This window comes from Pseudomonas sp. 10C3 (assembly GCF_036346185.1).
Taxonomy (GTDB): domain Bacteria; phylum Pseudomonadota; class Gammaproteobacteria; order Pseudomonadales; family Pseudomonadaceae; genus Aquipseudomonas.
In genome coordinates, this window is record NZ_JASJVE010000007.1 from 96,946 (window position 1) to 116,164 (window position 19,219).

At 58.4% G+C, this 19,219-nt stretch carries 15 protein-coding genes; 4 read left to right on the top strand and 11 right to left on the bottom strand.

Features of this window, described 5'->3' with window-relative positions:
• Positions 1–28: 28 nt before the first annotated feature.
• The 3 genes from QN399_RS08510 to egtB all read right to left on the bottom strand — a co-directional run bounded on the left by QN399_RS08510 (position 29) and on the right by egtB (position 4,567).
• Positions 29–1,180 carry an acyl-CoA dehydrogenase family protein gene (locus QN399_RS08510; protein ID WP_330200819.1) on the bottom strand — a complete coding sequence of 384 codons (1,152 nt, stop codon included), beginning with the start codon at positions 1,178–1,180 and terminating at the stop codon, positions 29–31.
• 3 nt (positions 1,181–1,183) lie between these two features.
• The gene (locus QN399_RS08515; protein WP_330200820.1) at positions 1,184–2,263 is read right to left on the bottom strand and encodes an enoyl-CoA hydratase/isomerase family protein; all 1,080 of its coding nucleotides are present in this window, start codon (positions 2,261–2,263) and stop codon (positions 1,184–1,186) included.
• A gap of 156 nt (positions 2,264–2,419) precedes the next feature.
• The gene (egtB, locus tag QN399_RS08520; RefSeq protein ID WP_330200821.1) at positions 2,420–4,567 is read right to left on the bottom strand and encodes an ergothioneine biosynthesis protein EgtB; all 2,148 of its coding nucleotides are present in this window, start codon (positions 4,565–4,567) and stop codon (positions 2,420–2,422) included.
• 328 nt (positions 4,568–4,895) lie between these two features.
• Here egtB and QN399_RS08525 point away from each other — a divergent pair, with 328 nt between their 5' ends.
• Entirely contained in the window at positions 4,896–6,563 is a 1,668-nt protein-coding gene (locus tag QN399_RS08525; protein ID WP_330200822.1) for an MFS transporter, read from the top strand.
• Entirely contained in the window at positions 6,560–7,756 is a 1,197-nt protein-coding gene (locus tag QN399_RS08530) for an HlyD family secretion protein (protein ID WP_330200823.1), read from the top strand. Before QN399_RS08525 ends, QN399_RS08530 begins: the two co-directional genes overlap by 4 nt.
• A gap of 45 nt (positions 7,757–7,801) precedes the next feature.
• Here QN399_RS08530 and QN399_RS08535 read toward each other — a convergent pair whose 3' ends face one another.
• Positions 7,802–8,821 carry a transporter gene (locus tag QN399_RS08535; protein ID WP_322178293.1) on the bottom strand — a complete coding sequence of 340 codons (1,020 nt, stop codon included), beginning with the start codon at positions 8,819–8,821 and terminating at the stop codon, positions 7,802–7,804.
• Positions 8,822–8,922: 101 nt separating this feature from the next.
• Positions 8,923–10,542: a methyl-accepting chemotaxis protein gene (locus QN399_RS08540; RefSeq protein ID WP_330200824.1), complete on the bottom strand. Its 1,620-nt coding sequence runs from the start codon at positions 10,540–10,542 to the stop codon at positions 8,923–8,925.
• Between the two features lie 765 nt (positions 10,543–11,307).
• On the opposite strand from QN399_RS08540, the gene QN399_RS08545 reads away from it, so the two are divergent.
• Both QN399_RS08545 and QN399_RS08550 read left to right on the top strand, forming a co-directional pair.
• Positions 11,308–12,432 (top strand): actin, cytoplasmic 2, encoded by a 1,125-nt coding sequence (locus QN399_RS08545; protein ID WP_330200825.1) that lies wholly within the window; start codon positions 11,308–11,310, stop codon positions 12,430–12,432.
• A 298-nt stretch (positions 12,433–12,730) separates the two neighbouring features.
• A complete protein-coding gene (locus QN399_RS08550) occupies positions 12,731–13,033 on the top strand; it encodes a hypothetical protein (protein ID WP_330200826.1) in 303 nt (100 codons plus the stop codon).
• Between the two features lie 85 nt (positions 13,034–13,118).
• On the opposite strand, the gene QN399_RS08555 is transcribed toward QN399_RS08550, so the two are convergent.
• The 6 genes from QN399_RS08555 to QN399_RS08580 form a co-directional block, all read right to left on the bottom strand.
• A complete protein-coding gene (locus tag QN399_RS08555; RefSeq protein ID WP_322217171.1) occupies positions 13,119–13,940 on the bottom strand; it encodes an aldo/keto reductase in 822 nt (273 codons plus the stop codon).
• A gap of 89 nt (positions 13,941–14,029) precedes the next feature.
• On the bottom strand, positions 14,030–15,469 hold the full coding sequence (locus QN399_RS08560) for an efflux transporter outer membrane subunit (RefSeq protein ID WP_322178298.1): 1,440 nt from the start codon (positions 15,467–15,469) through the stop codon (positions 14,030–14,032).
• Positions 15,466–16,356, bottom strand: coding sequence for an efflux RND transporter periplasmic adaptor subunit (locus QN399_RS08565; protein WP_322178299.1), 891 nt, complete (start codon positions 16,354–16,356; stop codon positions 15,466–15,468). Before QN399_RS08565 ends, QN399_RS08560 begins: the two co-directional genes overlap by 4 nt.
• On the bottom strand, positions 16,353–16,562 hold the full coding sequence (locus QN399_RS08570) for a DUF1656 domain-containing protein (RefSeq protein WP_219061446.1): 210 nt from the start codon (positions 16,560–16,562) through the stop codon (positions 16,353–16,355). The genes QN399_RS08565 and QN399_RS08570 overlap by 4 nt, the downstream gene beginning before the upstream one ends.
• Positions 16,559–18,643: an FUSC family protein gene (locus tag QN399_RS08575; protein WP_322178300.1), complete on the bottom strand. Its 2,085-nt coding sequence runs from the start codon at positions 18,641–18,643 to the stop codon at positions 16,559–16,561. Before QN399_RS08575 ends, QN399_RS08570 begins: the two co-directional genes overlap by 4 nt.
• Positions 18,640–19,092: a MarR family winged helix-turn-helix transcriptional regulator gene (locus QN399_RS08580; RefSeq protein ID WP_322178301.1), complete on the bottom strand. Its 453-nt coding sequence runs from the start codon at positions 19,090–19,092 to the stop codon at positions 18,640–18,642. Before QN399_RS08580 ends, QN399_RS08575 begins: the two co-directional genes overlap by 4 nt.
• Between the last annotated feature and the right edge of the window lie 127 nt (positions 19,093–19,219).

Here is a 19,219-nt window from a genome sequence, read left to right on the forward strand (position 1 = left end):
GGCTCGTCTTAGCTCTTATACCGGCGAATCAAATCGTGTAGTGCCGCAACTCACGGGCGATGACCAGGCGCTGGATTTCACTGGAACCTTCGTAGATCTGGGTGATCCGTGCATCCCGGTAATAACGCTCCACCGGGTAGTCTTCCAGGTAGCCATAGCCGCCATGGATCTGCATCGCCTTGGAGCAGACTTTCTCAGCCATTTCCGACGCGAACAGCTTGGCTTGTGACGCTTCCGACAAGCAGGGTTTACCCGCGCTGCGCAGGCGCGCCGCGTGGAGGATCAGCAGGCGTGCAGCGTTGAGTTGGGTGTGCATGTCGGCGAGCATGTTCGAGACGCTTTGGTGCTCGATGATCGGCTTGTCGAACTGCACCCGCTCACGTGCATACGCCAATGCGGCTTCGAACGCGGCGCGGGCGATGCCCAGTGCCTGTGCGGCAATGCCGATGCGTCCGCCTTCAAGGTTGGACAGGGCAATGGCCAGGCCCTTGCCACGCTCGCCCAGCAGGTTGGCGACGGGGACGCGGCAATTGCTCAAGGTCACAGCGCAGGTGTCTGATGCGCGAATGCCCATCTTGTGTTCGGTACGGTCCACGACGAAGCCCGACGTATCGGTCGGTACCAGAAACGCCGACAGGCCTTTCTTGCCCAATTCGGGATCGGTCACGGCGAAAACAATGGCCAGTTTGGCGCGTTTGCCGTTACTGACGAACTGCTTGGCGCCATTGATGACCCATTCGTCGCCCTGCAACTCAGCACGGGTCCGCAGGTTGTGTGCTTCGGAGCCCGCCTGTGGCTCGGTCAGGGCAAAGCAGCCGATGGCCTGACCGCTTGCCAGCTCGGCCAGCCACGTCTGCTTTTGCGCCTCGGTGCCGTAGTTGAGCACCGGGCCACAGCCCACCGAGTTGTGAATACTCATGAGCGCACCTGTCGCGCCATCGCCTGCGGAAATCTCTTCCACGGCCAGGGCGTAGGCGACGTAATCGACATAAGTGCCGCCCCATTCTTCCGGGACCACCATGCCCAACAGGCCCAGTTCGCCCATTTTGGCGACCAGGGCGTCATCGATCCAGCCGGCTTTTTCCCATGCCTGGGCATAGGGTGCGATTTCATTACGGGCGAAGTCGCGCGCCATGTCGCGAATCATTACCTGTTCTTCTGTCAGTTCGAGGTCGTGCATGGCTTAGCCCTCATGGCCGTTAAAGAAGCTTTGGACATGCTCGGCACTGAGCGCCTGCACGGTGGGTGGGTTCCACTGTGGATTTTTATCTTTGTCGACAATCAGTGCGCGGACCCCTTCGATCAGGTCGCCGCGCTTGAACCACTGGCGATCGAGGTGCAGCTCCAGAGCGAAGCAGGCTTCAAGTGGTAAATGGCGACCTCGACGCAGCATTTCCAGGGTGACCGACATCGCCAGCGGCGAGCGACTTTCCATCAAGGCAGCCGTACTCATCGCCCAGTCGTGGCTGTTAGCCACGGTGACTTCACGCAGTTGTTCGATGATGCTCTGCACGTTCGGCTGGCTGAAGAAATGGTCGATGACCGGACGCAGTTTTTCCAGCGGGGCATCGGGCAATTGCTGCACGGCGTTTTTTGCCAGCAGGTTTTGTAAATCCTTCAGTGCGTTGTCATTCCACAGCAGGCTGTCCAGTTGCTGGTCCAACTGCGGTAAAACTTCGCTGTTCAGGTACCAGTCGGCCAACCCGCAATACAGTGCGTCCGCCGCACGAATCTGTACGCCGGTGACGCCAAGGTAAACCCCCAGCTCGCCCTGTACCCGCGACAGGAAATAACTGCCGCCCACGTCCGGGAAGTAGCCGATGGCGACTTCCGGCATCGCCAGTCGGCTGCGTTCGGTGACCACCCGCAAGTCGGCGCCTTGAGCCAGGCCCATTCCGCCGCCAAGCACATAGCCATCCATCAGCGCCAACACGGGTTTACGGTAGCGGTGGATGGCCAGGTCGAGGGCGTACTCCTCGACGAAAAAGTCCAGATGCACAGTCAGGCCATTTTTGTGGCTGTCGTACAACGAACGGATATCGCCACCGGCGCAGAAGGCCTTGTCGCCGCTGCCGCGCAAGACCACGGCGTACACCTCATCGTCCTGAGCCCAGGCATCGAGCTGTTTTTGCAGGATGCGGACCATGTCCAGGGAGAGGGCATTCAAGCCAGCGGGGCGGTTGAGGGTCAAATGGCCGATATGGTTACGCACCGTGGCGAGTACAGCGTTGCCAGTTTCAACGGGTAATTCCTGGGCAGTCATGGCTATCTCCCTGCTGCTTTATTGTTCTGCTTCTCATCTGGTGCGAGAAATGACCCACGGATGCTACCAGTGCAAATTTGCAAATGACAATCGAGAATACTGCAGTGCGGTTGGGCATTTTTGCATGGGCCAAAGAGAGGACATGCCAAATAGGCCTCAAGCCTTCAAACTGAACAGCGCCACTTGGGGGGCTTCGCTCACCCAGAAAGCACTCACCGACCAGTTGGCGTCCGCCGCAAGCGCGGTGAATGATTCGATGCTGAACTTGTGTGAATTCTCGGTGTGCAGGCGTTCGCCAGCGTTGAAGTGGAACGTGTGTCCAGCGACCTTGACTACATGTTCGCGGCGGCTCACCAAATGCATTTCCATGCGCTCCTCGGTTTCGTTCCACAGCGCCAGATGGTCGAAGGCCTCGACGTTGAAGTCGCCGTCGAATTCGCGGTTGATACGGGTCAACAGATTCTTGTTGAAACGCGCGGTGACACCGTCGGCATCGTCGTAAGCGGCCACCAGAATGTCGGCCTCTTTGAGCAGATCCACTCCAACGATGAAATGTGCCTGATCGCCCAACAAGGTCCGGGCTGAACGCAGAAACTTCACGGCTTGATCGTGAGTGAAGTTACCAATGGTCGAGCCGGGGAAAAATCCCACACAGGTGTGCCCGGCTACCTCGGTCGGCAATTGCAGGGCGCGGCTGAAATCGTCAATCTGAGGCACGATGTTCAAGTGCGGGTAGCGTTTCCTCAGTCGTACGGCGGCCTTCTTTAATGCGTTGGCGCTGATGTCGATCGGTACATACAGCGCAAGCTGCGGCGCTGCATCGAGCAACAGACGGGTTTTTTCGCAGGCGCCACTGCCGAACTCCACCAGCGCTGCACCGTCTGGAATGGTACTGGCAAGCTGTTGGGCCACGTGAGTCAACAGGGCGGTTTCAGCGCGGGTCGGGTAGTACTCGGCGGTCTCGCAAATGGCCTCGAACAGCTCGGAGCCAGCAGCGTCATAGAAATACTTGGGCGACAGACTTTTCACCGACGCCGACAACCCGGCAATCACGTCGCGGGCGAACTCGCTGTCGTGGCTGTTCACTGCGCCAGGCTGGCGGGCATCACGGGCCAGGCGCAGGCCGGAAAACATCCAGCGCTTTTCCGGGTGGAAAAAGTTGCGGTAGGTCGTGCGGGTGTGGCCAGGGGCGGTGACACTGGCCCCGCCGCGAAGGACCATCAGGTTGATCATGAATTTGCCGTTGTACTCGCCCACCGCGCCAGCAGCCGGACGAAACCCCGGGTAGGCGCTGTAGGCACTTTGCGTCCATTGCCAGGCGACGTCATCCACCTGCTCCAGCAGTCCGGCCTCTGCGGCAGCTTCCCATTCGGCCTCTGTTGGCAGGCGCGCATCAGCCCAGTGGGCAAAGGCGGCCGCTTCGTAATAGCTGATGTTGATCACTGGCGCTGTCGGGTCAATGGCTTCCAGCCCGCGCAAGGTCAGCTGGCGCCAGCCGGGCGCGTCGTATTGCCAATAAAGTGGGGCATTCCAGCCATGTTCCTGGGCCGCGGCCCAGCCGTCCGATAGCCATAGCCCGGCTTGGGTATAGCCACCGTCCGCCATGAACGCCAGCCATTCGCCGTTGGTCACCAGGCGGTCGCTGATTTCGAACGGTTGCAGGTAGGTGGTGTGTCGGGGGCCTTCATTGTCAAAGGCAAAGCCTTGGCCCTTGTGGCCGATTTCCGTCAGCCCCCCCTTGAGCGGCTTGAACCGGCCGCGCCGCCCGGGAAGGTCTTTGGGCCAACGTGGGTCATAGGCCGGCTTGAGCGAGGAGGTGCTGAACAGGTGCAAGATGTCCATCAGCAACAACTCTTGATGTTGTTCCTCATGGGCCAGACCCAGCTCAAGCAAATCGGCAGTGGCGGTGGTTATGTCTGCCTCAAGCAGCGTGCGCATGTGTTCGTCCACATGCTTGCGGTAGTCCAGTACTCTGTCCACGCTCGGACGTGTCATCAGCCCGCGCTGCGGTCGGGGATGACGCGGGCCGACGGCTTCGTAATACGAGTTGAACAGGTAACCGAATGCCGGATCGAAAGGGCGGTAGTCGACAACGTTCTCGGCCAGCAGAAACGTTTCAAAGAACCACGTGGTATGCGCCATGTGCCATTTTGTCGGGCTTGCGTCAGGCATTGACTGAACGACCATGTCCTCGGCACTCAGTGGTGCGATCAGGTTCTCGGTCCTGCGTCGAATAGACAGATAGCGCTTGAGACGTGCGTTACCGGTGGGGATATTACGTCGCTCGCTTGAGGTGCTGATCATCAGGTCCTCTCTTTGGCAGTTCAATGGCTGGCACGTTGTTCAGCCCTGTACACCTTCGGCTTTGAAGGTCACCCTGACAGGGGTAATAACTGTGATGTGCAGTGCGCGCGTAATGTTCAAACCGAATGTCGGATCGCGGAATATAAAAGGCTGCCGGGTATTCCTGTCCGCTTGAAATCAGCGAGTCCAAGGCTCGTTTCAATCGGTTTCACCCAACGCTGGCAAGAACTCCTGTCCTACGGTTTACTACGCCTTGACCGCGCGCTTTACTGATCTGGACTCGCTCGGTTCATGAACATTTGAGGAGATACTCCATCAGGTCCACTCGATGAACGAGTACACCCCTCGCCATTGGGCGCCCCACGAGCGCCCGGCACTGCCTGGCTCCCCGTCCACGCCGTTGCACTCGACGGGCAAACGTTGGGCGTTTGCAATCGTCGGTGTGATCGTTGCGTTGACCGGCGGTCTGGGTAATGCACTGGTGGTTGCCAATCTGCCGTACTTGCAAGGCGCTTTGGGTGCGACGACTGCGGAAATTGCCTGGCTGCCCGCCGCATATGTCATGACCAACGTGTCGATGAACCTGCTGTTGGTGAAGTTTCGCCAGCAGTTTGGCTTGCGTGCATTCACTGAAGTATTTTTGGTGTTGTATGCGCTGGTGACGTTCGCGCACCTGTTCGTCAACGACCTGGGGTCGGCGGTGGCCGTGCGTGCGGCCCACGGTATGGTCGGCGCGGCACTCAGTTCGTTGGGGCTGTACTACATGATCCAGGCCTTCCCGCAGAAATGGCGAATGAAGGCGCTGGTCCTTGGCCTGGGCACTTCGCAGCTGGCGATTCCTCTGGCGCGACTGGTGTCCGAAGACCTGTTGCAAATCGCCGAATGGCGCGGCCTTTATCTCTTTGAACTGGGCATGGCGTTGCTCTCGCTGGGCTGCGTGCTCCTGCTCAAACTGCCCCCGGGCGACCGGTTCAAGGCGTTTGAAACACTCGACTTTCTCACCTTCGGCCTGCTCGCCAGCGGCTTTGCCTTATTGTGCGCCGTGCTGTCGTTGGGACGGATTGACTGGTGGCTTGAGGCGCCATGGATCGGTATCGCCTCGGCTGCATCGATCGCCCTGGTCTTTGCTGGCTTGGCGATCGAACATAACCGCACCAACCCCTTGCTGATCACTCGCTGGCTGGGCAGCGGCCGAATCCTTCGTCTGGGTTTGGCCGTGATGTTGATTCGTATCGTGTTGTCGGAACAGTCCATCGGCGCGGTGGGCTTTTTGCAAGTGTTGAACATGAGCAGCCAGCAGATGCACAGCCTGTATCTGGTGATGTTGCTGGGCAGCGTGGTGGGGCTGGCGGCCAGTGCGCTGACCATCGATCCGCAGCACCTGTTCAAACCGGTGATCATTTCGCTGGCGACAATGGCCGTGGGTGCCTGGATGGACAGCAGCTCGACCAATCTGACCCGGCCCGAGAACATGTACCTGAGCCAGTTTCTGCTGGCCTTCGGGGGTACCTTTTTCCTCGGTCCGACCCTGGTACAGGGGATGAGCGGGGTGATTGGCAACCCGCGTAATCTGGTGAGCTTTTCGGTGTTGTTCGGTATCACCCAAAGCCTTGGCGGGCTGATCGGGTCGGCGGCGTTGGGCACGCTGCAGGTTGTGCGCGAGAAATTTCACTCCAGTCACATCGTCGAACACCTGACGTTGATCAATGCCCAGGTGCAATCGAGCCTGCAAATCGCCAGTGGCAGTTATGCCTCCGCCATTGCCGACCCGTCGCTGCGTACCAACCAGGGGATTCGCACCCTTGCAGCGGCGGCGACCCGAGAGGCAAATGTTCTCGCCTACAACGATGTATTCATGATGATCGCGCTGATCGCGGTGCTGACCCTTATCTGGATTTTCCTGCGCAGTCTCTGGCTGAAGATGACCACCGAAAAAATTGCTCCTGCCCCGACAACGACGTCCTCCGACCCCTCCAGTGGCGCTGAACTTTCATGACTGAGCCCAATACTCCGGCAAACGCCACACCAGCGGCCTCTTCAGGCCCGCCGCCGGCGCCCGTCACGGAACCGCCGAGTACTCAGCCGCGTCCGTTGCGGGTACGGATTTTCTCTTCATTGATATTTGGCTCGATTGCGCTCATCGGCATATTGATCGTGCTTTACGCCTGGCAACTACCGCCGTTCAGCAGTGCCATCGAGAGTACGGAAAACGCGTTGGTCAGGGGGCAGGTGACGATCATCGGGCCTCAGCTCAGCGGGTATGTGTATGAGGTGCCCGTGCAGGACTTCCAGTTCGTCAAGGCCGGCGATGTGTTGGTGCGTCTCGATGATCGGATCTACAAGCAGCACCTGGATCAGGCGCTGGCCCAACTGGCGGTGCAGAAAGCGGCGCGGGCCAACAACCTGCAGCAGCGTCGCAGTGCCGAAGCGACCATCCTCCTGCGACAGGCCGCTCTGGCCAACACTATTGCCCAAGGCCGCAAGACCGCCGCTGATTTGCGCCGTAACGAGGATTTGGTCGCCGATGGCTCAGTGTCCAGGCGCGACCTGGACCTGAGCCGCGCAGACAATGCCCAAGCTGTCGCCGCCGTCGCCGAGGCGCAAGCTTCGCTGGAGATTTCTCGCCAGGATCTGCAAACCGTGATCGTCAATCGTGGCTCGCTGGAAGCGTCGGTGGCCAATGCCGAGGCCGCCATCGAACTGGCGCGTATCGACCTGTCCAACACGCGGGTTACAGCCCCGCGTGATGGTCAGTTGGGGCAGATCGGCGTGCGGTTGGGCGCTTACGTCAATTCGGGGGCGCAACTGATGGCGCTGGTGCCGGATCGGCTGTGGATCATCGCCAATATGAAAGAAACCCAGATGGCCAACGTACGTCTCGGTCAGCCGGTAACCTTCAGCGTCGACGCCATCGACCATCAGAAGATGCAGGGCAGGGTACAGCGAATCTCGCCCGCCGCTGGCTCGGAGTTCAGCCTGCTACCCGCGGACAATGCCACGGGGAACTTCGTCAAGATTGCCCAGCGGATACCGGTGCGGATCGTCGTTGACCCCGATCAACCCCAGGCCAAACGCTTGCGACCGGGGATGTCAGTGGTGGTGAGCATCGACACCCGCCAGAGCGGCGAAGTACCGCCTGATCAGGTTGATGACGATTCAGCCCCGGAACGAGCCGATCAACGCCGCTGAGTGAACGGCTCTTGGCGCGAGCCGTGCGCTGAATGCTTGCGCGCTTCAGTAGTCGTCGCGTTTGCGAAAGGCCCAGCGACCCGCGAGCAGGGTGAACGTCGCGACCAACGCCACCAGTACCCAAAAGCCTTCGGGGTCAGTGGCCAGTGGAATGCCGCCGACGTTCATCCCGAAGAAGCCGGCGATGATATTGATCGGCAGCGCCAGCACGGTGACCACGGTCAAGGTGAACAGGGTGCGGCTGCTCTGCTCGTTGAGCTTGGCGGCGATTTCTTCCTGCAGCAGCTTGATCCTCTCGCCCAGTGCGGTGAGGTCGCTGATCACCAGTGCGGATTCATCGGTGGATTTACGCAGCTCTTGCACGTCTTCTTTCTGGAACCAGGCCGGTGGGCGGTTGAGCAGGCGCAACAGGGACCGGGGTTCCAGGGCCAATAGCCGATGCAGGCGCACCAGCACCCGGCGCATGGCACCCAGGTCTGCGCGGTTATCGCTCAGGCGTGAAGACAACAGTTGGTCTTCGATTTGATCGACGCTGACCGTGGTTTTCCTCACAATCTGTTCGAGGACTTCGCCTTGATCGCGCAGCAAATGCACGAGAAGCTCCAGCGGCGAGCGGAAAAACTCCCCGCGTTTTACCGAGTGACGCAGCCTGTCTACCGAATGCAGGGGCTGCAAGCGGACGCTGATCATCATGTGGCTGCGGGTGCAGACCCACAAGGTAGAGATGTCTGAAGACACCATGCCGAAGTTGAACACCACATCGTTGACCACTGCCAGTAGCGACGAGTCGATGTGTTCGATGCGTGTCGAGCGTGACCCTTCATGCAGGGCTTCGAAAAACTCTTCCGGTAGTTCCAGATGCGATTTCATCCAGCGTTGGCAGCCTGCATGGGCCAGGTTCAGGTGCAGCCAGATGAATTCTTCGGGGTCGCCCGGAGTGTGCAGGCACTCCAGGGCGGCGGCCGAATCGATTTCCCGACCCCGCTCACCGGGGAGGAAACGAAACCCATAGATCAAGCCGAACAAGTCTGAATCCTGATGATCGTGCACGATGCTGTTGTTCATGGATGCTCGCTGACCTGAATACGCCTGTCAGGGACGCAGGATTGCTAAAACCGCATCATGGCAATCTGTTTTGACAGTTTTGTTACAGTTCAATCGGTGTCTCAGGCACTCAGCCGTGCTGTCACCTCATTCAACTGACCCGACACGCTGTGCAGGTTACGGCTGGCCGTTTCGGTGCGTTTTACATTGTCCTGATTGGCGCTGGCGATTTGGGTAATCTCTACCAGATTGCGCGAGATATCTTCGGCGACCGAGGTTTGCTCTTCGGCCGCCGTGGCGATCTGTCGGTTCATGTCGCGGATCGCCTCGACCGCTTCGGTGATGCGATGCAGCATATGGCCTGCTTCGGTGACCTGCTCGACGCTTTCTTCGCTGCGAGACTGGCCACCCTCAATCGCTTTCACTGCGTCGAGGGCGCCAGTCTGTACGGTGTGGATGATTTGATTGATTTCGGCAGTTGAGGCCGCGGTGCGCTGTGCCAGGCTGCGGACTTCATCGGCGACAACGGCAAACCCGCGTCCTGCATCGCCGGCGCGCGCCGCTTCAATGGCCGCGTTCAGGGCTAACAGGTTGGTCTGCTCGGCGATACCGCGAATGACTTCGAGTACTTTACCAATTCTTCCGCTGTCGGTTTCCAACTGACGGATGACCGAGGCTGTATTGGATATCTCGCCACGCATGTGAGTAATCGCGGCAATGGTTGTCTGCATGACCTGTTCGCCTTGCTGGGCGCTGTGGTCGGCGGCGTCTGCCGCAGTGGCGGCCTGCTCTGCGTGTCGAGCCACTTCTTGCGCGGTGGCGGACATTTCGTTCATGGCCGTGGCGACCTGATCGGTGCGCTCGAACTGCTCGTTGGTGCCCTGAGCGATCAGTTGTGCAATCGCATTCAACTCACTGCTGGCGCTATCCAGGTCCGTAGCGCTGACCTTCAAACGGTTGAAGGTCTCTGCCAGAAAGTCTCGAAGCGTGTTGGCGGCCACGGCCAGACGGCCTAGCTCATCCTGACGCTCGGTGCTGACGCGGTCACCGAATTTACCTTGGCTGAGCTGGGCGACGTATTCGATCAATCGTCGAACTGGATCGATCAGATTGCGATTGACCAGCCACAGGCTCAGCAGTCCGATCAACAGCCCGGACACCAGCATCACCGCAATACCCAGGAGAATTGTTTGGTTTGCGTCTGCGCTGATGTGCTCGGATTGTTGGCTGCCCTGCTCGCGTAATTGGGCGACCAGCTCACTCATTTGTTCACTGGCGGACCGATCCATGCCTTTGACTGCCGTATCACCTACAACAGGGTCGCCGTTAGAGGCTATAAATGCATCGCGGCCTTTCTGGTACGCGGTGCCCAGCACTTGATGGGCTTCGCGCAGTTTCTCGATCCGGGTTTTCAACTCGGGGGGCGTCTGGTTGGCGAGGCGCCCAAGGATGTCTTGCACCTCACGTTGGCGCTCCTCGAATTGTCCCCAGTATTTATTCAGCTCTGCCGGTTCCTTGCCACGCAGCAGGACGTTCTTCCATTCCTGTACCTGAATTTTGAATTGGAGGTTGGCCTCATCGATCAGTTGGGATGTGTGCAACGGCCCGTCGATCAGGCCTTTGTAGTTCTGCACGCTATTGGAGAGGAAATGAAAACAGGCCAGCGCGATCAGCAGGATCGCCAACAGGCTGCCACCGAGCAACGCCAGAATCTGGGCTCTCAGCGATTTTTGCAAGAACATGGGGGGGCTCTCATGGCCAAGAAGAAGGCATTCCACGTGGGAACGGGTGCGGCAAAGACATCCCTGTTCTTCAAGGCCGGGATTGCCCCGAACTTGAAGGTCGTACCTAGAGGTCGGCGGACGCCGGGGTTTCTTGAGTAATGCGGTTTTTCGTTCGGATGAACAGTACGCTGCGGCCAATCTCTTTCCGCCCCCGGTACGACTTTTCAAGAAAATTCGCAGCGGCAATAACTATCCTGAACCTCGCACGCCCTCCAGACCGCCAACGGAAGGCCATATTTTTCCTTCTTGTGGCGAATAAAATCTTCGTTTAAGCGATTGATCAGCGCGGCGTGTTTACCCTGCTAGGGAAGGTCTGAAGTAGGCCCTTCTTTTTGCCGGAAAATCGGGCGTCAAGCGCTCAGAAATAAAGTAATTCACTGAAATATCGGAAATACCGGCTTTTTTAGATGAACCATATTTGGAAACCTTTTTCAGAGTTTCCCTAACTCAAGCTTCCACCGGACGGGTCGCTGGCCGCGGCAGATCAGATCACGGAATTCGGAATGCTCGAAAGCATTCATAAATATGACTATAAAAAGATAAGAAAGTATTCGAAAAGAGAATAGATCACTGTCATATATGACAGTAGACGGAAAAAACCTTATTGGAGAAACTGTACGTGAGCAACGGGCAGCATGATGACGACCATGCGCTCAATCACTGGGGCTAATGCAAATATCATTGCGACTGCCCGCTGTTATTCAATAATAGGAGCAATACATCATGAGTGAAGAAGTCTGCGCGATAGTTATTGATATTGGCAGTAGCACGATGAAGGTAGGTTTTGCAGGTGACGCCAGTCCGGCAGCGATATTTCCCACCGTAGTAGGCAGGCCAGAATCGGCTGATGCAAACCAAAAGGCAGTGTACGTGGGTGAGGAAGCGCTAGCTAAAAAAGATACATTAAAACTTAGCTGGCCGGTAAAGTATGGCTTCATCACTGACTGGGACGATTTCGAGCTCATTCTACACCATGTATTTGACAACGTATTAAAAGTGAAACCTGCCGAGCATGACATACTCTTGACGGAGCCGCCGCTTAACCCACGTAGTAGCCGGGAGAAAATGGTTAAAATATTATTTGAGGTATTTAATTGCCGCGCTTGTTATGTCTCGATTCAAGCGGTTTTGGCTCTGTATGCCTCAGGACGTACAACGGGGATAGTTTTGGAGGTGGGCGATAGCGTTACTCATGCTGTTCCGATTTACGAAGGCTATGCTTTACCTCACGCAGTCTTGCGGACGGACATTGGAGGGCGAAACCTGACGGCCTACCTGGTTAAAATACTGTCAGAACGCAGCTACTCTTTTGCCACAACGGCAGAGTCTTCAATTGTTCAGGAGATCAAAGAAAAGCTGTGTTACGTCGCAATGGATTTTGAGGCTGAAATGGAAGGCGCAGCGACCTCCAGCAGTCTTCAGGAATCGTATGAACTGGCAGATGGCCAAGAAATCACTGTGGGTGACGAACGTTTCCGGTGCCCGGAGGTGTTGTTTAAACCTTCACTGACTGGATTCAAATTCGCAGGAATTCATGAGGTGGTTTATAACAGTATCATGAAGTGCGATGTTGATATTCGAAAAGATCTTTATAGCAACATCGTTCTAACTGGTGGCTCTACAATGTTTTCGGGCATGGCTGAAAGGCTGCAAAAGGAAATCACCAAGCAAGCACCTTCCACCATGAAAATTAAGGTTGTTGCACCACCTGAACGTAAATACAGCGTTTGGATTGGTGGTTCTATACTCGCTTCGCTCAGCACCTTTCAAGCAATGTGGATTACCCGTAAAGACTATGATGAAGTGGATCCTTCAATTGTGCATGGAGAGTTCGAGCCCCCCTTTTAATTAGGAACCTCCGGCCAGGCTGCACTTCTACACCGAGCCGGAATTGATCGGGGGTACCGAAACCCAGGCGTTTGTTAGCCATCATGACGAAATCATTCTGATTGCCGTCCGAGGAAGTTTCCCTACGGCTGGCTGCTGTTCGGTTTTGGGCTTGGACGTATGGGTGGCGAGCCTTATCGGCATCATGGGAAACAGCAGCATTTCATGCCGGTGACGTTCAGTGATGGCGAAAAGTCTTCCATTCTCTGGGACCTCGGTTGTGAATCCATTGAGGACACTGCGATATGCAAATACGCCCGTGAGCAGTAATGCACGTAGTTTCGATGAGGGCTCAAGTCATACAACAACCCGCCTTGGAGCAGAAAGAAGTCGCCTCAATACGACCATTGGCCGCTTGGGGAAATTGACCGCCACCAAACTAAAACCGGCCGATGTTTATGGCAATGCTGCGCAGTCGCCAGCGTTTGAGGCGAGCCTCAAGCGCTGGAGGGCTCATAAAGAGAATAACGTCAAAGTGCAACTGGCGATGATCCCTTCGCGGCCAGACAATACTGATATCGCGGGGGTCTACCAAGAAGCTGATCGCGACCCAATGGCGTAGTGCTTCCTCCCGTGGTAATCCGCCGCACGCTGATGAGGCTGTTCGGCGGATAGTCGGGTGTGTCCGTGACCGCTTAAGCAGTGGCTCACACCATCGCCAGCACCCGCTTGCGAGTGGGCGCAGGCCAGGCGCTGTCGATGGCGTGCAGGTCTTCTGCGGTCAGGGTCAATTGTGCGGCAGCAGCGTTGAGGCGTATGTGCTCGGGCTTGACGGCTTTGGGAATCGCGATGACGCCTTTATTGCGCAGCACCCAGGCCAGGCAGATCTGCGCGGGGGTGGCGTCATGTCGGGCAGCGATGTCTTGCAGCACCGGGTTTTTCAGCAGGTGCCCGGCCTGAGCGATGGGGCAGTAGGCCATCAGCGGCATGAGGTGGATCTGCGCCCAAGGCAGTAGATCGAATTCGATGCCGCGTTGTTCGAGGTTGTAGAGCACCTGATTGGTCGCGCAGGCCGGGTTGGCCAAGTGCGCCATGTCGGTGACGTCGAAATTGGAGACGCCCCAGCCACCGATTTTGCCGGCTTCGCGCAGGCGTTCGAAGGCTTCGACGGTTTCTTCCAGTGGGTGTTGGCCGGGCCAGTGCAGCAGGTACAGGTTGATGTGTTCTGTGCCGAGGCGTCGCAAGCTTCGTTCACACGCCTCTACTATGCCGGTGCGGCTTGCGTTGTGTGGGTAAACCTTGCTCACCAGAAACACGCGGTCGCGCTGCCCGGCGATGGCCTCACCGACCACTTCCTCGGCACCGCCTTCTGCGTACATTTCAGCGGTATCGATCAGGGTCATGCCGTGTTCGATGCCCAAACGCAACGCGGCCACTTCATGTTTTCGTTGATGCGGATCTTCGCCCATGTGCCAGGTGCCCTGGCCGATGACGGGGACGGATGCGCCAGCCAATTCGAGGGTTTGCATGTAATCTCCTACAATCAGTGGGTGATATCTATTCTGGCAGCAGGATGACGAGCAGGTTCAAACCGGACCGGGAAAAGCGGTGATATCGGTCATTTATTCACCACCGCCGTACGGCCATTCTCCCAACCCCCACCTAAAGCCAAAAACAGATCGATCTGGCCCATGGCGACTTGGGTGTTAGCCGAAGCCAATTGGGCACGAACATCAGTATAGGTGCGTGTAGCCTGGAGGTCGGCAAGGAACGAGGCGCGGCCAGCCTGGAAGAAACGGTGAGTCTGATCGGCCGCTTGCCGGGCCGACTGTTCGGCGTCGGCCAGCGCCTCACGCCGCTCCAGCAAGGCGGTGTATTGCGCCAGACCGGTCTGGGCTTCGCGGATCGCGTTGAGTACCACGCCATCGAAATGCGCCAGTGCGGCTTGGGTCGAGGCTTCGGCTTCATGGATCCGCGCACGGGAGCCGTTCGATGGCACCGTCCAGCTCAGCAAGGGCCCAAAGCCCCAGCGATTAGTGGCCGGTTGGCCGAGGTTACTCAGAATACCAACGGTGCCAATGCTCGCGCCGATGCTGATGTCCGGGTACAGCGCGCCGGTGGCGACACCAATCTCTGCGGTGGCGGCTGCCAGTCGACGCTCGGCCTGACGAATATCAGGCCGGCGTTTGAGCAATGCGGCACCGTCGCCGACGGGCATGAGCTGCGCGATGTGGGGCAGTTCAGCGCATGTCGTCACGCCAGCAGGCAGTTGTGCCAGCGGTTTGGCCAGCAGCATCGACAAGCGGAACAGTCCGGCTTGACGGGCGGCGTTGTAGCGGGGCAATTCGGCGCGCAGGGATTTGAATTGGGTTTGTGAGCGGGTGACTTGGGTTTCATCCCCGCGCCCCGCGTCGCGCAGGCGCTGGGTCATGGTCAGGCTTTGCTGTTGCAGGTCCAGCGAATGCAGGGCGATGTTCTGCTCTTCATTGGCGGCGCAGACCTGGGTGTAGGCGCGTACTACGTCGGCCACCAGGGTGATGCGCGCGGTGTCCGCTGCGGCTTGGGTCGCATCGGCACTGGCTTGTGCGCCTTCGATGCCGCGCTGCAGGGTGCCGAACAGATCGAACTGGTAAGAGGTGCTGATGCCGATGTCGCCGACATTGGCCACGGGCACTTTATCGGCTAACAGAAAGGCTTCACCCGATTCCTGCAAGCGTTGTGCGCCCATTTTTACCCCGCTGTGGAATCCCCCCAAAGACTGGGCTTCCTCCACTTGCATTCGGGCCCGGGCCAGATTGGCGGCCGCTACCCGCAGGTCGGTGTTGGAGGCCATGGCCTGACGTACCAGCTCATCGAGCCGAGGGTCCTGATACAGTCGCCACCAATCTGCCGGTACCGGCGCTGACATCGCATTGGCACCCTGACCCGCGATTTTGCCCTGCAAATCCGGGCGGTTCAGTGCGGCATCCTTGGGCAGATGATAGTCCGGCCCCACCATCTGGCAGGCGGACAACAGCAAACCCAGGGCTACGGTCGCCAGACGTGCGCCTTGTTTCATTGCGCGGTCTCCCGAGGGTGAGCGTCCTCGATGATCGACACCGTCGCGGTACGCCCGGCGATCATGCGAAAGTCATCCGGCACGCTGTCGAAGGCGATTCGCACGGGAATCCGTTGTGCCAGCCGCACCCAGCTGAACGCCGGGTTGACGTTGGGTAGCAGGTTGGTGCCGCTGCTGCGATCACGGTCTTCGATAGCGGCGACGATGCTCTGCACATGACCGCGCAAGCGTGCGCTATCACCGATCACGCGGATATCCACAGCCTGGCCGATGTGGATACCAGACAGCTTGGTTTCTTCAAAGTAGCCGTCGATATGGAACGAGGTGCCGTCGACCACCGACAGAACGGCGCGGCCAGCGGTGACAAACTCCTGCGAACGCGGTGCGCGGTCGTTGAGGTAACCGTCCACCGGGCTGCGGATCACCGAGCGGTCCAGGTTCAGTTGTGCGGCATCGACCGCAACCTGTGACTCGCTCAAGGCCGACAATGCACGCGCTTCGCGAGACTGACTTTCTTCGAGTTGTTCCTGGGCGACCAGATTGCCCAGGCCCCGGTTGCGTTTGTTTTCACGGCGGGCCTGTTCATAGGTTTCCTGGCGTTCGGCCGCCGTCGCCTTGGCCTGACGCAGGGCCAGACGAAAGCGGTCCTGGTCGATGGTGAACAGGACTTGGCCCTTGGTCACCACCTGGTTGTCGGTCACCTCGACCTTCTGAATCAGGCCGGAAACGTCTGGGGCAATCTGCACCACGTCGGCGCGAATACGACCGTCGCGGGTCCAGGGCGCAAACATGTAATACATCACCATGCGCCAGACCACGACAGTGGCGAAGGTCACGATAAGCAGGGTCAGGACCACTCGGCCCAATGTCAGTAAGGGTTTTTTCATTTCATCAGGTATCGACTGAGAGTATCCACAGCGCCGAGCAACACAGCGTATAGACCTACGTTGAACAATGCCCGGTGCCAGACCAGGCGATAGAAGTGGGCGCGTGTCAGCAGTGCGTGCACCACTAGATAAAGCAAATACGTGATGCCCATCAGTACCATCAGCGTGGGCACGATCACCCCGCTGATATCCAGATCACCGATCATAAAGGCGCTCCGTCGATGCCATAGGGCGGTTGTTCTTTGGCCTCACCGGTGGCCATTATTTCGACGCCAGGCAGCAGCGCCAGGCGCAGGCCACTCAACGCATGCAGCAGGTGAGTGCGGGTTGGATCGTCGTCCATCCATTGCGCGGTCAATGAGCGCCGTGCGCGGTCCATGGTCATCAACAGACCTTTGGGCGCGGGCAAGCGTTGGCGGGCGTTGAGGCAGGCCTGAAAATAAACGCCGACCTCATCGATCACCTGCTGTAGCAGCGCTTGGGGGACTGCGTGTACCCGATGGATATACGCCTGCAAATCCAGCAAGTTGAGGGCGACCTGCAGTTCGCGCAGGGCAACCCCGGTGTCCTGAGCGGTGATGGTCAGGCGCGGTAAATGCTGCATCAGGCGGTCGAGCATCTGCACGCCCATGCGCCGATGCTCGGCCAGTGTCGCCGGCTGGCTCAGGGTGACAATATCGTGCCAACTGAAGCGGGTCAGGCGCTTGGCGGCTAATTCAACGCCGAAGGGGCGTACCACCAGGGTCCAGACAAACGCGAATAACAGCCCCACTGGCCCCGCCAGGTTGGTGTTGACGAAGGCCAGGAAGTCGGCGTCGTAGGCGCCCTGAATGCTGATGAATGAGGACGTATTGACGATGGTCAGCAAGGTCCCCAAGTAGAAGCGGGGCTGCACGGTCAAGGTGCCGATGACGATGAAGGGGATGGCGAAGGCCAGCACCAGCATCGGGAAGTCATGCAGGTTGGGCAGCACCAGGAACAGATAGAGACTGGCGAACAGCACCGACATTGCGGTCCAGAAAAAGAAGCGATAGATCTGCGGTGCGGGGTCGTCCATGGCGGCGAAGAAGCTGCACGCCACCGCAGCCAGAATCACCGCGCTGCCGCCATCGGTCCAGCCCAACAGAATCCACAACACTGACGCGACGATGATTGCGGTGACGCTGGAAAACACCGAATACAGCATCAAGCCGCGATCAAAAAACGGCGTCAGCCGGCCCAGCCGCCAGTGCCGATAGACCGCGCGCCACGAGGACTGGTCGTCAGTGCGCAACGCATGTTGCAGGCTGCGACAGTCCTGCCACAGATCGATCCATTCGCCGAGTCGGTAGAGGGCGTTGGACAGTAGCAACTGATGCCGATCATCCAGCTGCGTCGAGCTGGGTTGCAAGCGCTCCAGATGATCGCGTAGCGCTTGCCAATGTTCGACCGGCGCGCCCTCACGGGTGCTATGCAACCAGGCGCAGGTCTCTGCCAGCAGCGGCGCGAGGCGTTCGGCCTGTTCGGGTGTGCGTTTTTCCAGTGCCAAAAGGGCGTCGTTCAATGCATCGACAACCGGCAACAGGTGAATCATCCGTCCACGCAATTCTTTACTGTTGCGCATTGTCTGAGGGCGCGCACCTTCGTGAGGTAACTGACCGATCATCAGTTCCAGCGTATTGAAAGTAGCAACCATCGAGGTGCGAAGGCGGCCGATGTCTTCCGGGGCCAGGGTGCGCGCCAAAAATAGCTCACTGTAAGCGCTGGCGTCGGCAAACCAGTTGTCAGCCGCCCCCAGCATCACGGGCGCCAGCCGGCGCGGCCAGAACATGCCGCCCACCACGGCGGCACAGACGATCCCGAGGACAATCTCCTCAGTGCGTGACACCGCAATGTCGAACACTGTCAGCGGGTTATCCACAACCGGAAAGGCAATCAGCGGCAGGGTGTAGCCCGCGAGCATCAGCGCGTAACTGTTGGCCGTGCGCAGGTGCAGCGAGAGGAACAGCAAGGTCCCGGTCCAGAGAGCGATCACGATGGCCAGCAAGAACGGGGTCTGCACGAACAATGGCACGAAAAAAACGGCCGCCGCCGCGCCGACAAAGGTCCCCAGCGCCCTGTAGAGCGCCTTGGAACTGGTCGGGCCAACAAAGGGACTGGAAACGATATAGACCGTGGCCATGGCCCAATAAGGCCGAGGCATTTCCATGATCAATGCGATATACAACGCGATCATTGAGGCGGCGAAGGTACGCACGCCATAGAACCAGTCACGTGCCGGCGGTACCCCGGTAAAAAAACCGCTCAAGATGCCCATACCGTGCTGTGATGGCCGGCATCTTCAAATGCCTTCAGCACCCGCAGGGTGGCTTCGAGATCCGCGACGTCGACATTTTTGAGCACGTCCCTGCGCAGACGAATCAACTCATTTTCAATCGACAACGCCAGCGCGCGGCCATTCTCGGTCAGGCTCAAGGATTTGGCGCGGCGGTCTGTGGGATCTTCGGTGCGACAGACCACGTCAGCTGCACATAATTGATCAAGCAAACGCACTAGCGATGGACTTTCCATCCCGGCGGCCTGGGCCACTGTCACTTGGCGCACGCCGTCGCCCAAGCGCAGAATCATCAACAAAGGCATCGCGCACGCTTCGGAGATGCCGTAGTCGACGAGCGTCGTGTGACAGATGCGCCGCCAGTGACGGGATGCTGCCACGATGCCGCGGCTGATGCTCATTTGGAGAATATCGAGAGTCATGGCGTTGCCAGTGATAATAGTTTGAAATCACATTATTAGCTTGCTAACTATAAATAGTTTGTAACACTGTTGCAGCGCCGTCAACCGTCATCTTGCTTGTCCAGGCAATCACACATGGCTGAAGTCC

Coding starts and splice junctions, on each gene's coding strand:
- QN399_RS08510 (WP_330200819.1), bottom strand. CDS start 1,180: ATGCACGACCTCGAACTGACAGAAGAACAGGTAATGATTCGCGACATG.
- QN399_RS08515 (WP_330200820.1), bottom strand. CDS start 2,263: ATGACTGCCCAGGAATTACCCGTTGAAACTGGCAACGCTGTACTCGCC.
- egtB (WP_330200821.1), bottom strand. CDS start 4,567: ATGATCAGCACCTCAAGCGAGCGACGTAATATCCCCACCGGTAACGCA.
- QN399_RS08525 (WP_330200822.1), top strand. CDS start 4,896: ATGAACGAGTACACCCCTCGCCATTGGGCGCCCCACGAGCGCCCGGCA.
- QN399_RS08530 (WP_330200823.1), top strand. CDS start 6,560: ATGACTGAGCCCAATACTCCGGCAAACGCCACACCAGCGGCCTCTTCA.
- QN399_RS08535 (WP_322178293.1), bottom strand. CDS start 8,821: ATGAACAACAGCATCGTGCACGATCATCAGGATTCAGACTTGTTCGGC.
- QN399_RS08540 (WP_330200824.1), bottom strand. CDS start 10,542: ATGTTCTTGCAAAAATCGCTGAGAGCCCAGATTCTGGCGTTGCTCGGT.
- QN399_RS08545 (WP_330200825.1), top strand. CDS start 11,308: ATGAGTGAAGAAGTCTGCGCGATAGTTATTGATATTGGCAGTAGCACG.
- QN399_RS08555 (WP_322217171.1), bottom strand. CDS start 13,940: ATGCAAACCCTCGAATTGGCTGGCGCATCCGTCCCCGTCATCGGCCAG.
- QN399_RS08560 (WP_322178298.1), bottom strand. CDS start 15,469: ATGAAACAAGGCGCACGTCTGGCGACCGTAGCCCTGGGTTTGCTGTTG.
- QN399_RS08565 (WP_322178299.1), bottom strand. CDS start 16,356: ATGAAAAAACCCTTACTGACATTGGGCCGAGTGGTCCTGACCCTGCTT.
- QN399_RS08570 (WP_219061446.1), bottom strand. CDS start 16,562: ATGATCGGTGATCTGGATATCAGCGGGGTGATCGTGCCCACGCTGATG.
- QN399_RS08580 (WP_322178301.1), bottom strand. CDS start 19,092: ATGACTCTCGATATTCTCCAAATGAGCATCAGCCGCGGCATCGTGGCA.